Genomic DNA, 13,911 nt, shown 5'->3' on the forward strand with positions numbered 1-13,911 from the left:
GGCAAATCATGCCAAAACGGGACAAGGGAAGCTAACGCCGGGTGAACGGTGCGTCCCGTTCCGGGTGCTGGCATCCGCGCCGATGTTCCTCCAGACTCTGCCGCACCCACAGCCACGCCACCGAGGATTCGCCATGACGCTGCGCAGCGACGCCCGCCAATGGGGCGCGATCGCCAAGGCTTTCCACTGGATCGTGGCGCTGGCCATCCTAGGCAACGGCGTGTTCGGCTTGTGCATGGATCTGGCCAGCAATCCGATGCAGAAGATCAACTGGCTGGCGCTGCACAAGTCCATCGGACTGACCGTGCTGGCGCTGGTGTTGCTGCGCCTGGCGTGGCGCATGGGCGACGGCCGTCCGCGCGAGCTGCCCGCACCGCGTTGGCAGCAGGCCGCCGCACGCGCCACACACGTGGTGCTCTACCTGCTGGCGCTGGTGCTGCCGCTCTCCGGCTGGTGGTTCAACTCCGTTGCCGGCAAGCCCTTGCAATGGTTCAAGCTGTTCAACCTGCCGAGCATTGCGGCGAAGAGCAACGACCTGCGCCATTTCGCGCATGCCGTGCACGAATACCTGTTCTGGTTCCTCGTACTGGTGTTGGTGGGTCATGTGGGCGCCGCGCTCAAACACCATGTGTTCGACGGCGACGACGTGCTGCGGCGCATGCTGCCGTTCGGCAAGCCACGCAACGACAAGGGAGACAACCGATGAAAACCGTCCATCGCTTCGCTGCCGGCGCATTGCTCATGTTCGCTTTGCCGTGCGCCGGTTTCGCTGCCGACTACGCCGTGCAACCCGCCAGCACGCTGGGCTTCAGCGGCAGCTTCCAGGGCAGCAGCTTCGACGGCGGCTTCAAGCAGTGGCAGGCCACGATCAGCTACGACCCGGCGCAACTCGCCCAATCGAAGTTCGACGTCAACGTGACGATGGCCAGTGTCGCAGTGAGCGACAAGGACCAGCAGGGCGCGCTGCCCGGCAAGGATTTCTTCGACGTGGCGCAATACCCCACGGCGCACTTCGTCACCACCGGTTTCCGCAACGTCGGCGGCAAGGTGGTCGCCGATGGCCGGCTCACCCTGCGCGGCGTGACCAAGCCGGTAAGCCTCGCGGTGGACTTCAAGCCCCAGGGCAAGAACGCCACGCTGGACGTGAGCGGCACCCTGCAGCGCCTGGCCTTTGGCGTCGGCGGTGGCGATTACGCCGATACATCGGTGATCGGCGCCGACGTGAAGGTGCACGCGCACTTGGTGCTGGTGGGGAAATGACGCACCTGTAGGAGCGCACCCTGTGCGCAACGGCTTTTCACTTTGATCGAAGCAAGAGCGTTCGCGCGCAGGGTGTGTTCCTACATGGCGGAGAGGAACGTCCGCACGGCCGGAGCGTCGAATGGCCAGTCCAGTTCGCGGCCGTCGCGCGCATCGCGCAGCACCGGCACGCGCGTGCCGTAGCGCGCTTCGAGTTCCGGGGCATCGTCCACCCACACACTGTCGAATTCCGGTGCCTGCGCTTCGGCCATCACGGCCAGCGCCATGTCGCAGAGGTGGCAGTAGTCGCGCTGGTAGAGAGTGAGATGGGACATGCGTCTGCGCATGGACTGCCAAGCGGAAGGTGCCCGCGTAGAATAGCGGCTTCCTTTCCGCAAGCAGCGCAACCATGGCCGTCAGCGTATTCGACCTGTTCAAGATCGGCATTGGTCCGTCTTCCTCGCACACGGTGGGCCCGATGCGCGCCGCGGCGCGTTTCGCCGAACGCTGGCTGGAAGAGAAGGGCGTGCTGGACCGCGTGGTGCGCGTGCGCGCCGAGCTGTACGGCTCGCTGGCGATGACCGGCCGCGGCCACGGCACCGACAAGGCGGTGCTGCTGGGCTTCGAGGGCCAGCATCCCGACACGGTGGACCCCGACGCCATCCCGGGCATTCTCGAGCGCATTCGCAAGACGCACCGCATGAGCCTGCTCGGCAAGCGCGAGATCGATTTCGAGGAAAAGCGCGACCTGGTGTTCAACAAGCGCCAGAAGCTGCCGTTCCACACCAACGGCATGCGTTTTTCCGCCTACGATGCCGACGGCAACGAACTGGCCACGCGCGACTACTACTCCGTCGGCGGCGGCTTCGTGGTGAACACCGACGAGGCGGCGGAAGACCGCATCGTCGCCGATACCACCGAGCAGCCCTATCCGTTCTCCACCGGCGACCAGATGCTCGCATTGTGCGAGAAGCACCATCTCAGCATCGCGCAACTGATGATGGCGAACGAGAGCGTGTGGCGCCCGGAGGCCGAGACCCGCGCCGGCCTGCTGACGATCTGGAAGGCGATGCAGGACTGCGTCACCCGCGGCCTGCGTTCGCCCGGTACCCTGCCGGGTGGCCTGCACGTGGCGCGCCGCGCGCCGGCGATGGCCGAGGAGCTGCGCAACCAGCCCGAGGCCGCACTGAAGGATCCGCTGACCATCCTCGACTGGGTGAACCTCTACGCGCTGGCGGTGAACGAGGAGAACGCCGCCGGTGGCCGCGTAGTCACCGCGCCGACCAACGGCGCCGCCGGCATCGTGCCAGCGGTGGGCCATTACTACCTGCGTTTCTGCCCCAAGGCCGACGAGAACGGCATCATCGACTACCTGCTCACCGCCGCCGCGATCGGCATCCTGTACAAGGAGAACGCCTCGATCTCCGGCGCCGAAGTGGGTTGCCAGGGCGAAGTGGGCGTGGCTTGCTCGATGGCCGCCGGCGGACTCACCGCCGCATTGGGTGGCAGTGTCCACCAGGTGGAGAACGCTGCCGAGATCGGCATGGAACACAACCTCGGCCTCACCTGCGACCCGATCGGCGGGCTGGTGCAGATCCCCTGCATCGAGCGCAACGCGATGGGCTCGGTGAAGGCGATCAACGCCAGCCGCATGGCGCTGAAGAGCGACGGCAAGCACCGTGTCTCGCTGGACAAGGTGATCGCCACCATGCGCGACACCGGGCGCGACATGAAGGACAAGTACAAGGAAACCTCGCGCGGCGGCCTCGCCGTCAACGTGATCGAGTGCTGATCGCACGATTGCGCATATTTTCGAGTATGACCATCGAGCACGTCGTTGCTGAGCGAGCCATGTTCTTTGTACGGAACACTGGCGAGCGAGAAACCGCATCGTTGCGTGTTGGGCTGCCCGTGATGGTCGGAGACGAGACTTGGTATTGCCCCTATGAGCTTCGCACGGACACTAGAACCAAGGTGTTCGGAATGCACGGCGTTGATGCCCTCCAAGCTCTAGAACTCACCATGAAGACATTGAGTGTCGAGGTTGACTATTGGGAGAGGTCGCAGAACGGGAAGTTCTATTTCCTCGACGAAGAAGGGGCTGGCATCTAGCGTTCGCCGCACAAAATGCCTTAACTACCCTCGACTTCGCCCGAATCGGCATACGCTTCAATAGCCGCGTGACCTGTGGCGGGTGGCGTCCGGAGGCCGGGTCTGCAACCATTCCCCTCTTGTTTCGGGGAATGCGCGGTACGCGCCTCAGGAGTTTCCATGTCTTCCAGCTCGATCCGACGCGACGTCAGCCCGTTCGCCCTGATGCTCACTGGCCTGGGTTCGATCATCGGCTCCGGCTGGCTGTTCGGCGCGTGGCGCGCGGCCGGCCTGGCGGGACCGGGGGCGATCTGGGCGTGGGTGCTGGGCGCGGCGATCATCATGACGATCGCGCTGACCTACGCGGAACTCGGCTCCATGTTCCCCGAATCCGGCGGCATGGTGCGCTACAGCCATTACTCGCACGGCTCGCTGGTCGGCTTCATCGGCGCCTGGGCCAACTGGATCGCCATCGTCTCGGTGATCCCGGTGGAAGCCGAGGCCTCGGTGCAGTACATGGCCGGCTGGAAGTGGCAGTGGGCGCAGAACCTGTACATGCATGCCGCGGGCGGCCACGGCGAATTGACCGTGCCTGGCCTGTGGATCGCCGCGGCCCTGGTGCTGCTCTACTTCCTGCTGAACTTCTGGAGCGTGAAGCTGTTCGCGCACTCCAACACCGCCATCACCGTGTTCAAGCTGATCGTGCCGGCCGCCACCGGCATCGCGCTGATCGCCAGTGGCTTCCACCACGAGAACTTCTCGGTGGGCGTGCATGGCGACGCGCACGCGATCGATTTCGCCGCCGTGCTCACCGCCGTGGCGACCGCGGGCATCGTCTTCAGCTTCAACGGCTTCCAGAGTCCGGTGAACCTGGCCGGCGAAGCGCGCAACCCGGGCAAGAGCATCCCGTTCGCGATCGTCGGCTCCATCGCGCTGGCCACCGTGATCTACATCATCCTGCAGGTGGCCTATCTCGGCGCGGTTCCGCCCGACCTGCTGGCCAAGGCCGGCTGGCACGGCATCGATTTCAGCTCGCCGTTCGCGCAGCTGGCGGTCATCGTCAACCTCAACTGGCTCGCGCTGCTGCTTTACGCCGATGCCTTCATCAGCCCCAGCGGCACCGGCATGACCTACACCGCCACCACCGCGCGCATGCTGTACGGCATGGAGCGCAACGGCACGATGCCGAAGATCTTCGGCCACATCGATCCGAAGTCGGGCGTGCCGCGCCCGGCCATGTGGTTCAACCTGGTGGTGTCGTACCTGTTCCTGTTCCAGTTCCGCGGCTGGGGCACGCTGGCGGCGGTGATCTCGGTGGCGACGATCATTTCCTACCTTACCGGCCCGGTCAGCGTGATGACGCTGCGCCGCACGGCCCCCAGCCTGCATCGTCCGCTGCGCCTCGCCGGCCTGCCGGTGCTCGCCGGCGTCGCGTTCGTGATGTCCACCGAGCTGCTGTACTGGGCGAAGTGGCCGCTCACCGGGCAGATCATCCTGCTGATGGTCGTCGCGCTGCCGGTGTACCTGTACTACCAGGCGAAGAGCGGCTGGCACGACTTCGGCCGCCAGCTCAAGGGCGCGTGGTGGCTGATCGCCTACCTGCCTGTCGTCGCCCTCGTCTCCTGGGCGGGCAGCACCACCTTCGGCGGGCAGGGTTATCTGCCCTATGGCTGGGATCTGGTGGTGGTCGCGGCGATCAGCCTGGTGTTCTACGTGTGGGGCGTGAAGTCGGGCTGGCGCACGCCTTCGGTGGAAGCGGCCGAGCGCGAGGCGAGTGAGCATTCGCACGGTTAGGGGAGGTCTGATCAATCGGGCTCTTGCTCGTCATCCCGGCCTTCGCCGGGATGACGAGCAAAATCAGGGTTTCCTTAGTTGGTTGGCTGCTTTGATCGCAAGCGACAGAGCGGTTTCGTGCTGCTGCCGCCGCCCGAGATACTTTTCTCTTGCGTGGCCACGCCCGTGCCTGGAGCGCGGGCGAACAGCGCAGCTGGCCCGAAGGGCGGAGGGCAGGATGCCCGGAGTCAGAGAAAAGTAACCCAAAGAGAAGGCCACCCCGCGGTGGCGCTCTCCAGGCATCCTGCCCTCCGGGTCCGTGAGGCGCGGCCGGGCTTTTCGGCCGGGCATCCTGCCCGGTCGAAAAGGCGAGTCCATCCCTGGACTCGCCCGCTGCACGGCCTGATCGTCTACGCCTCACCGCCCCCAAGGGGCCCGGGTAAAGCAGCGCGCTCCAAGCGCACAGAAGCAACGGCCAGAACCAGAGCCGGAGCAGAACCAAGTCCGAGCGGGGCGTCCAAGGTATAGCGCGTCATTCCGGCATAAGCCGGACAAGCGCGAAGTGCGCGGAACGCACGTGGGATGACCCCGAAGGAGCGTGCGCAGCGACTCATCCGGTAGCGATCATGCTTGTTCGGGTCCGGGGCTACAGGATGATCGATGTCGTGACCTGCCGCTCAGTCGCTTGCGCGAATGCACAAGCAAAACTTTCATCTGCACACGATGAAGCGCCAGCCGTTATCCAAACCCCGAAGGGCAGTGGGGATTACAGGTTTTGTCAGTGCAGCGGCAACTGCCGCAACACCCCATTTGCTAGCATTTCCCGAATGCACCACACCCCACTCGATATTCTCCGCAACGTCTTCGGCTATCCCGGGTTCCGCGGCCAGCAACAGGCCATCGTCGAACACATGGCGGAAGGCGGCGACGCGCTGGTGCTGATGCCCACCGGTGGCGGCAAGTCCCTGTGTTACCAGATTCCAGCGCTGCTGCGCCAAGGCACCGGCATCGTGGTGTCGCCGCTGATCGCATTGATGCAGGACCAGGTGGATGCATTGTGCGCTGCAGGCGTCGCCGCGGCCTACCTCAATTCCAGCCTGGATGCGCAGTCGCAGCGCGAGGTGGAGCGCCAGTTCATGGCAGGCGAGCTGGACCTGCTCTATGTGGCGCCGGAGCGTCTGCTCACCTCACGCTTTCTCGGCCTGATCGAGCAAACGGAAGTCGCGCTGTTCGCCATCGACGAGGCGCATTGCGTATCGCAGTGGGGCCACGACTTCCGCCCCGAGTATCGCGGGCTCACGGTTTTGCACGAGCGCTTCCCACAGGTGCCGCGCATCGCGCTCACCGCCACCGCGGATCCGCGCACGCGCGAGGAGATCGTCGAGCGGTTGGCGCTGCACGACGCGCGCCAGTTTGTCTCCAGCTTCGACCGGCCCAACATCCGCTACCGCGTGATGCTGAAGCACAACCCGCGTACGCAGTTGATGCAATTCATCGATGGCCATCGTGGCGCGGCGGGCATCGTGTATGCGCTCAGCCGCAAGAAGGTGGACGAAACCGCCGCGTGGCTGGCCGAGGCCGGCATCGAGGCGCTGCCGTACCACGCCGGACTCGACGCAGCCACGCGCGCGAGGAACCAGCAGCGCTTCCTGCGCGAGGACGGCGTGGTGATGGTGGCCACGGTGGCCTTCGGCATGGGCATCGACAAGCCGGACGTGCGCTTCGTGGCGCATCTCGACCTGCCGCGCAGCATGGAAGGCTATTACCAGGAAACCGGCCGCGCGGGCCGCGATGGCCTGCCCGCCGAGGCATGGATGATCTATGGCCTCGCCGACGTGGTGACGATGAGCCAGATGATCGCGCAGTCGGAGTCGGCGGATGAGCGCAAGCGCATCGAGCGGCAGAAGCTTGAATCGCTGCTGGCCTATGCGGAGGCCACGCGCTGCCGCCGCGAGCTGTTGCTGGGTGCGTTCGGCGAGGACTACCACGGTCCCTGCGGCCGCTGCGACAACTGCATGGAACCGCCCAGGACCTGGGATGCCACCGTGCCCGCGCAGAAAGCCTTGTCGGCGGTGTACCGCAGCGGCCAGCGTTTCGGCGCCGGCCACGTGATCGACATCCTGCGTGGCGTGGACAACGAGCGCATGGGTCAACTTGGGCACGAACAGCTCAGCACCTTCGGCATCGGGGCCGAGATCGACGAAAAGGGCTGGCGCTCGGTGTTCCGCCAACTGCTCGCCGCGGGCCTGCTGGCCACCGACGCGGAGGGCTACGGCACCTTGCGGCTCACGTCGGCCAGCCGCGACGTGCTGCTGGGCAAGCAGGTCGTGCATCTGCGCGAAGACGCGAAGCCCGTCCGGTCCGCACGTCGTCGCCGCGACAGCCAGCTGGTCACCGGGGCCAATCTGGGCATCGAGGCTTACGAGCAGACGCTGTGGGATGCGTTGCGTGCGCTGCGCACGCAGCTCGCGCGACAGCAGGGCGTGCCGCCTTACGTGGTGTTCCACGATGCGACCTTGCTGGCGATGCTGCGCGCGATGCCTGCGAACGAAGGCGAGCTTGCCCAGGTCAGCGGCGTGGGCGAGGCCAAGCTCGCCCGCTACGGGCGCGATTTCCTTGCGGTGATCAACGCGGCAGAGTGAAGCGGCGCGGCGGCGCTTGTGCCCGTCACCGGATGTGCTTACAACGGATGCCGTACGCCACGCGCGGAACCCAGGAGCCGTCATGCAAGAAGCACCGCTCATCGCCACCCTGGTCAGCGGCATCGTGCTGGCTTTCGTGTTCGCCGCACTGGCGCACCGGTTGAAATTGCCGGCCTTGGCCGGGTACCTGCTGGCCGGCGTGGTGGTGGGACCGTTCACGCCGGGCTACGTGGCGGACGGGCATATCGCGCACGAGCTGGCCGAGGTCGGCGTGGTGCTGCTGATGTTCGGCGTGGGCCTGCACTTCTCGCTGAAGGACTTGCTGTCGGTGAAGTCGCTCGCCATTCCCGGCGCGCTGATCCAGATGGCGGTGGCTACCGTGCTGGGCGTGCTGCTTGGCATGGCGCTGGGTTGGCCGTTCGCCCAGGGCTTCGTGTTCGGCCTGGCGTTGTCGGTGGCCAGTACCGTGGTGTTGCTGCGTGCGATGGAGGAGCGCCGGCTGCTGGAGACGGAGCGTGGCCGCATCGCGGTGGGTTGGCTGATCGTCGAAGATCTCGCGATGGTGCTGGCACTGGTGCTGGTGCCTGCGGTGGGCGGTGCGCTGGCGGCCGGGCAGGGCGTTTCGGTGGGCGCGCTGGCCGGCACGGTGGGCATCGCCATCGGTAAGGTGATCCTGTTCGTGGCGCTGATGCTGGTGGTGGGCGCGCGGTTGATCCCATGGCTGCTCGCGCGGGTGGCGGTCAGCGGTTCGCGCGAGCTGTTCCGCCTTGCGGTGCTGGCGATCGCGCTGGGCGTGGCATTCGGTGTCGCCGGCCTGTTCGGCGTGTCGTTCGAACTGGGCGCGTTCTTCGCCGGCATGATGATGGGCGAGTCCAAGCTGGCGCACGACGCAGCCGAGGAAACGCTGCCGCTGCGCGATGCCTTCGCGGTGCTGTTCTTCGTTTCCGTCGGGATGCTGTTCAATTATCACGTGCTGCTGGTCGAGCCGCTGGTGGTATTGGCTGCGCTGGCGATCATCGTGCTGGGCAAGTCGTTGGCGGCACTGCTCATCGTGCTGGTCTCGCGGCGGCCGCTGCGCACCGCGCTCACCATCGCGGTGAGCCTGGCGCAGATCGGCGAGTTCTCCTTCATCCTGATCGGTGTGGGCGTGGCCCAGCACATGGTGTCGAAGGAGGCGCAGGACGTGCTGCTGGCGGCAGCCATCGTGTCCATCCTGCTCAACCCCTTGCTGTTCAAGCTGCTCGATCACGCGAAGCCCTGGCTGGATGCGCGCGAAGCAACGCATGCTGCCACGGCGGCGGCGCCGCCCGACGAACCGGTGCACGACGACGACCTGTCCGGCCATGTCGTGGTGGCGGGTTACGGTCGGGTAGGGCGTCTGTTGTGCGACGCATTGCGTGCGGATGGCGTCCCGCTGCTGGCGATGGAAATGGAGCACGATCGCGTCGAAGATCTGCGCTCGCAAGGCATCCGAACGATCTCCGGCCAGGCTTCGCGGGATGACGCGCTGGCCGCTGCCAACCTCGGTGCGGCGAAGGCGTTGCTGGTGACCGTGCCGGACGTGTTCGAGGCGGGCGAGATCGTGCGCGTGGCGCGTCAGATCAATCCGGGGCTGACGATTTGCGCACGTGCGGGTTCCGGTGCCGGGGTCGCGCATTTGCGCGGGCAGGGCGCGAGCCTGGTGGTGTCCGGTGAGCGGGAAATCGCACGCGGCATGCTCGATCGGCTTTCAGCTGATGGAACGGCCGCAGCTACCACTTGAGAGCCCGTTCAAAATGCGCGCGAGGCCCCACTCTGTCTGTCTGGACCTTCGCCACCGCGATGGCATGGGCGGCAAAGAGAGGGAGCCGCGGTAACGGCAGGCGGCTGAAGTCGCGGCATGGCCCGCGATAACGCGGAGCATCTTCGTCGCCAGTTGAAAAGATGGCTTTGAGCGGGCTCCGGGTCAGCCCGTCAGCAACCAGTCTTCGTCGTTGCTGCTGGCCTGCGCCAGTCGGGGCGGCGGCCCGGCCAGATAACGCCATTCATCCAACACAACCGGCAATCGTGCGCGCGGGCAACTGGACTGCAGATACGCCAGCGCGGCGATCGCGTCCTCGTGGCGCGCCAGCTCGCAACCTTCCAGCAGAGTGCGCCAGCGCCGCCCGTGTCGCACGATGCGGAACAAACCGAACTTCGAAGGGGTGACGTACTGCGCTGGCACGGCTGCGGTACTCGCGGGGCGGTGCGCGAAAGTCTCGTCTACGTGCGTGGCGCGCCGATGATTCGTCGATGGCAGCGCAGTGACAGTCAGGAAGCGTTCGACTTGTCGCTGGCGATACGGTTGCGGCCGGAATGCTTGGCCCGATACATGGCACGGTCGGCGGCTTCGCTCCAGCCGTGCAGGGTGCCCTCGACCGCGCCGGTCTCGGTCAGGCCCATGCTGATCGTGCAATGCAGGCCCGGGCGCAGCGGCCAGCGTGCGCTGGCCATGGCCTCGCGCAGTCGCTCGGCTATGGTTTCGGCGTCTGACTTTCCACAAGGCAGCATGACGCAGAATTCGTCGCCGCCCAGCCGGCCGGCCAGCGTCTCCGGCCCAGCATGCTCGCGGATCAGTGTGGCCAGCCGGCACAGCGCGTCGTCGCCCGCGCCATGGCCGTATTTGTCATTGATTGCCTTGAGTTTGTCGACGTCGATCATCAGCAGTGTGCTGGGCAGTCCCTCTGTACTGCGTTCGGCCAGCAACCGGGCGCTCTCCTCGCGCCAGTACCGGCGATTGGCGAGGCCGGTCAACGGATCCTGCCGGCTCAGTTCGGCCAATTGCCGGTTGCGCCCCTGCACCGTGCGTACCAGGTGGAAGGTGCCCAGACTGACTGCCAAGGTATGCACGACCAGCAGTGGCAGGCAGGCGAGCATCACCAGCATGCTGGTTCGCGGCACGACGGCGAAACCGGTCAGCAGGCCGCCGCCCAATACGCCGATCAGCATGACCGGCAGCGAACGCAACCACAGGCCGCGAATGCCGGTATTGATCTTGTCGGCCGTGGCCACGGTGGGCAGCAGCACGGCCGGCAGCAGGTTGAAGTGCATCAACGGCACCCATAAGCCTGCGAGCAGCGAATCGATCATCAGATTGCGCTGCTCGGCCTGGAACGGCGTGGCGCTGCGTTTGGCCAGCCACCAGGCCAGTTGCGGCCAGAGCAGGCAGGTGAACACGACCAGGGCCAGCAGCCAGGGCGTCCAGCCGTTTTCATGCAGCACCGCCGCGATCGGCAGTGCGGCTACGCCCATGCCCAGCATGCGGAAGCGATGGACGCGCTCCGACAGCGTCGTCCGCGCGACATGCCTCGATTCCTGCGTGGATTTGATTTGTCCTGCCGACTGCTCTGCCACACCGTCCACTCTGACTTGCGGATGCTCGAACCCTTTATGGATTCGCCGGACTGCGTTTGCGAAAGCCGGCCAGTAGCGACAGTAGCGCAAATAAAAACGGCCCGCATCGCTGCGGGCCGTTCGAACATGGTGGCCGGGGACGGAATCGAACCGCCGACACGGGGATTTTCAATCCCCTGCTCTACCAACTGAGCTACCCGGCCAGGGTATTTCGGCAAGCCGCGTATTAAAGCGGCGGGTGCCAGGGTTGTCAAGGGAATGTATTGGCCCAGTACATCCTGCACTGCTGATCAAGTTGTTGGGAAAGTATATCGAGCGGGGTGCGCAAGGCGACGCTGTGTCGCCCGTCTATTGCGGGCCACGCCGGCCTGCTCGATCCGGCGTCAATGTTCCGCGTCAGGCGCTGTGTAGCCGGCGGCCAGGTCGACATCCCCACCGAACAGGAATTTCTCCATCTGTTCCGCGAGGTACTTGCGCGTGCCCGGGTCGAGCGGGTTGAGCCGGTTTTCGTTGATCAGCATGGTCTGGTGCGCCAGCCACTGCTGCCAGGCGGGCTTGGATATTTCGGCGTAGATGCGCTGGCCCAACGGACCGGGCCAAGGGGCGAAGGCCAGGCCTTCGGCGTCGATGCCGAGCTTGGCGCAGTGAACGGTACGGCTCATGCGAGGTGTCCTTCGAGGTTTTGCAGCAGCTTGCGCACGGGTGCGGGCAGGCCGAGCGCGACCAGTTCGCTGGTGTCGCACCAGCGTGATTCGGGGGTAGGTGCGGCATTATCCGCGATGCTGCGCGTCGGCGTTGCACCGTCGAACAGCAGCGGTTCGATGCGCAACTTGTAATGGCTGAACACATGGGTGAACGGAGGTAACGCCTGCGCGTCGTCGATGCGTGCGCATTGCCGTGCGCTACGCCAGGCGGCATCGACGTCCGCGGCTTCGGGCAGGCTCCACAAGCCGGGCCATACGCCTTGCGGGCCGCGTCGTTCCAGCAGAACCCGGCCGCGCGCGTCGCGCAGGACCAGCATCACGGTTTCGCGAGTAGGTGTGGTTTTCGCCGGCTTTGGTGACGGCAGCAGCGTGACGAGGCCGTCGCGCAAGGCGATGCAACTATCGGCCAGCGGGCAGGTTCCGCAACGTGGCTTGGTGCGTGTGCACACGGTGGCGCCCAGGTCCATGATCGCCTGCGTGTAGTCGGCCACGCGCATGGTCGGCGTGTGTGTGTCGGCGCGCTGCCAGAGCGATTTTTCCACCGCACTCTCGCCGGGATGGCCGTGGATGCCGTGGTAACGCGTCAGCACGCGCTTGACGTTGCCGTCCAGAATGGGGAAGCGCAACCCGTGCGCCTGCGCGAGGATGGCGCCTCCGGTGGATCGACCAATGCCGGGCAGCGCGACCAGTGCGTCGAAGTCGCGCGGCAGTTGGCCATCGTGGCGCTCGACGCATAGTTGTGCGGCGCGATGCAGGAAGCGCGCACGGCGGTAGTAGCCGAGGCCGGACCACAGCGCCAGCACCTGGTCTTCGGGCGCGGCGGCGAGTTCGCGCAGGGTTGGCAACGCTTCGACGAAGCGTTCGAAGTAGCCGACCACGGTGGCAACCTGCGTCTGTTGCAGCATCGTTTCCGACAGCCATACGCGGTAGGCGTCGCGCGGGTGTTGCCAGGGCAGGTCGTGGCGGCCATGTTCGTCGAACCAGGCCAGCAACGCGTTGGCGAACGGCTTCACTTCGACCTGCCACCGCTGCCCGGCTTGCTTGCCGCACTGCTGGCTGCGGCTGGCGCGGCGTCGCCGGCCTGCACGCTGAGGCCGGTGATGGCGAGGCTGCCGACCTGCAGCTTCGCCATCTGCAAGGTGCCGTTGCCGGGCGGCAATTCGGGTTGCGATGCTGTTTGCGGGGCGCCCGATGCGTCCAGTGCGCTCCACCAATGCACCAGCGCCAGCGGCGGCATGCTCATGTCGGCATGGTTGCCCGGACCGTCCAGCTTCAGGTGCAGCAGCAGCGGATTGGTCTGATCGGCGGGAGTGAGCGTGAGTGCGATGTCGTAGTTGCCGGCACCCGCTCGGTCGAGCTTGCCGTCGAGTTGTGCGTCCGCGTTTGCCCCGCCGTGCCAGCGGGCGTTGCCGTGCAGCACGAGCGCGGTGCCGTTGCCCTGCGACAGGTGCAGTTGGATGTCGTCGAGTTGCAGCGCGGCGCCGTGCATGCGTGGCGTGGTGGTCAGTAGTGCCTGCAATGGTGCGCCTGCGGCGGTGGTAGCCGATATGGCCAGCGGGAACCGGCGATCGGGCGCCAGCGTGCCCGCGGTCAACCTGACGTTGCTGAGCAGCAACTGGTCACCGTGCACCAGGCTGCCGTGCTCGATGCTGATGCCGGTGTCGATGCGCGGGATCATGGGCACGGCGTTCGCCGGTTGCGATGGCTGTGCGGCGAGCCAGCTCTGCAAGGCGTCCAGGTCGACGCGCGGCGCGTCGATTTCCATCTGCGTGATGGCGACGGGGCCGCCAAGCAGGGTGCTCCACGGCAGCACCAGCCGCCCGCTGGATGCCAGCAGGATGGGGTTTTCCTCGCCTTCGGCGTTGAGCGTGATCCCGCGCAGATCCAGCGCCGGGCGCGGGAGCAGCGTGGGGCTGGCGGGGCTGCCCAGGTTGAGCACCAGGCCGGCCTGCCGCGCCTGGCCTTGCAACATCGCGGTGAAGCGGTCGGGCTGCAGCAGCAGGTAGACCGAGCCCGCCATGCCCAACAGCACGGCGAGCACCAGCGCGCTCGCAGCCATCAGCAGGCGTCGCACTCCACGCGTCATGTCA

The 13,911-nt window shown here is 66.2% G+C and carries 13 protein-coding genes and 1 tRNA gene; 7 read left to right on the plus strand and 7 right to left on the minus strand.

Annotation, left to right across the window (positions count from 1 at the left end; all coding sequences use genetic code 11):
* Window positions 1-133 precede the first annotated feature (133 nt).
* Both ISP25_RS16675 and ISP25_RS16680 read left to right on the plus strand, forming a co-directional pair.
* Entirely contained in the window at window positions 134-706 is a 573-nt protein-coding gene (locus ISP25_RS16675) for a cytochrome b (RefSeq protein ID WP_192159797.1), read from the plus strand.
* A complete protein-coding gene (locus ISP25_RS16680; RefSeq protein ID WP_404615469.1) occupies window positions 703-1,260 on the plus strand; it encodes a YceI family protein in 558 nt (185 codons plus the stop codon). Before ISP25_RS16675 ends, ISP25_RS16680 begins: the two co-directional genes overlap by 4 nt.
* An 80-nt stretch (window positions 1,261-1,340) precedes the next feature.
* Here the strand turns inward: ISP25_RS16680 and ISP25_RS16685 are convergent, their stop codons facing one another.
* Complete coding sequence (locus tag ISP25_RS16685; RefSeq protein ID WP_192159801.1) at window positions 1,341-1,574, minus strand: glutaredoxin family protein; 234 nt, start codon at window positions 1,572-1,574, stop codon at window positions 1,341-1,343.
* 74 nt (window positions 1,575-1,648) lie between these two features.
* Here ISP25_RS16685 and ISP25_RS16690 point away from each other — a divergent pair, with 74 nt between their 5' ends.
* From ISP25_RS16690 to ybaL, 5 genes are all read left to right on the plus strand, one after another.
* Window positions 1,649-3,031: an L-serine ammonia-lyase gene (locus ISP25_RS16690; protein ID WP_192159803.1), complete on the plus strand. Its 1,383-nt coding sequence runs from the start codon at window positions 1,649-1,651 to the stop codon at window positions 3,029-3,031.
* A 59-nt stretch (window positions 3,032-3,090) separates the two neighbouring features.
* On the plus strand, window positions 3,091-3,351 hold the full coding sequence (locus tag ISP25_RS16695; protein ID WP_404616334.1) for a DUF6968 family protein: 261 nt from the start codon (window positions 3,091-3,093) through the stop codon (window positions 3,349-3,351).
* 159 nt (window positions 3,352-3,510) lie between these two features.
* Window positions 3,511-5,124 carry an APC family permease gene (locus ISP25_RS16700; RefSeq protein WP_192159805.1) on the plus strand — a complete coding sequence of 538 codons (1,614 nt, stop codon included), beginning with the start codon at window positions 3,511-3,513 and terminating at the stop codon, window positions 5,122-5,124.
* Window positions 5,125-5,930: 806 nt separating this feature from the next.
* Complete coding sequence (recQ, locus tag ISP25_RS16705) at window positions 5,931-7,745, plus strand: DNA helicase RecQ (protein WP_192159807.1); 1,815 nt, start codon at window positions 5,931-5,933, stop codon at window positions 7,743-7,745.
* A gap of 82 nt (window positions 7,746-7,827) precedes the next feature.
* On the plus strand, window positions 7,828-9,507 hold the full coding sequence (gene ybaL / locus ISP25_RS16710; RefSeq protein WP_404615472.1) for a YbaL family putative K(+) efflux transporter: 1,680 nt from the start codon (window positions 7,828-7,830) through the stop codon (window positions 9,505-9,507).
* A gap of 183 nt (window positions 9,508-9,690) precedes the next feature.
* Here the strand turns inward: ybaL and ISP25_RS16715 are convergent, their stop codons facing one another.
* The 6 genes from ISP25_RS16715 to ISP25_RS16740 form a co-directional block, all read right to left on the minus strand.
* On the minus strand, window positions 9,691-9,948 hold the full coding sequence (locus ISP25_RS16715; RefSeq protein WP_192159811.1) for a hypothetical protein: 258 nt from the start codon (window positions 9,946-9,948) through the stop codon (window positions 9,691-9,693).
* Between the two features lie 86 nt (window positions 9,949-10,034).
* Complete coding sequence (locus tag ISP25_RS16720; RefSeq protein WP_343227591.1) at window positions 10,035-11,126, minus strand: sensor domain-containing diguanylate cyclase; 1,092 nt, start codon at window positions 11,124-11,126, stop codon at window positions 10,035-10,037.
* A gap of 118 nt (window positions 11,127-11,244) precedes the next feature.
* Window positions 11,245-11,320: transfer RNA gene (locus tag ISP25_RS16725), tRNA-Phe, on the minus strand.
* A gap of 180 nt (window positions 11,321-11,500) precedes the next feature.
* Window positions 11,501-11,779, minus strand: a complete 279-nt coding sequence (locus tag ISP25_RS16730; RefSeq protein ID WP_192159822.1) for an oxidative damage protection protein — start codon at window positions 11,777-11,779, stop codon at window positions 11,501-11,503.
* Entirely contained in the window at window positions 11,776-12,834 is a 1,059-nt protein-coding gene (mutY, locus tag ISP25_RS16735; RefSeq protein WP_404615475.1) for an A/G-specific adenine glycosylase, read from the minus strand. Before mutY ends, ISP25_RS16730 begins: the two co-directional genes overlap by 4 nt.
* Window positions 12,831-13,907, minus strand: a complete 1,077-nt coding sequence (locus tag ISP25_RS16740) for an AsmA family protein (RefSeq protein WP_404615477.1) — start codon at window positions 13,905-13,907, stop codon at window positions 12,831-12,833. The genes mutY and ISP25_RS16740 overlap by 4 nt, the downstream gene beginning before the upstream one ends.
* Between the last annotated feature and the right edge of the window lie 4 nt (window positions 13,908-13,911).

Source organism: Rhodanobacter hydrolyticus, assembly GCF_044904645.1.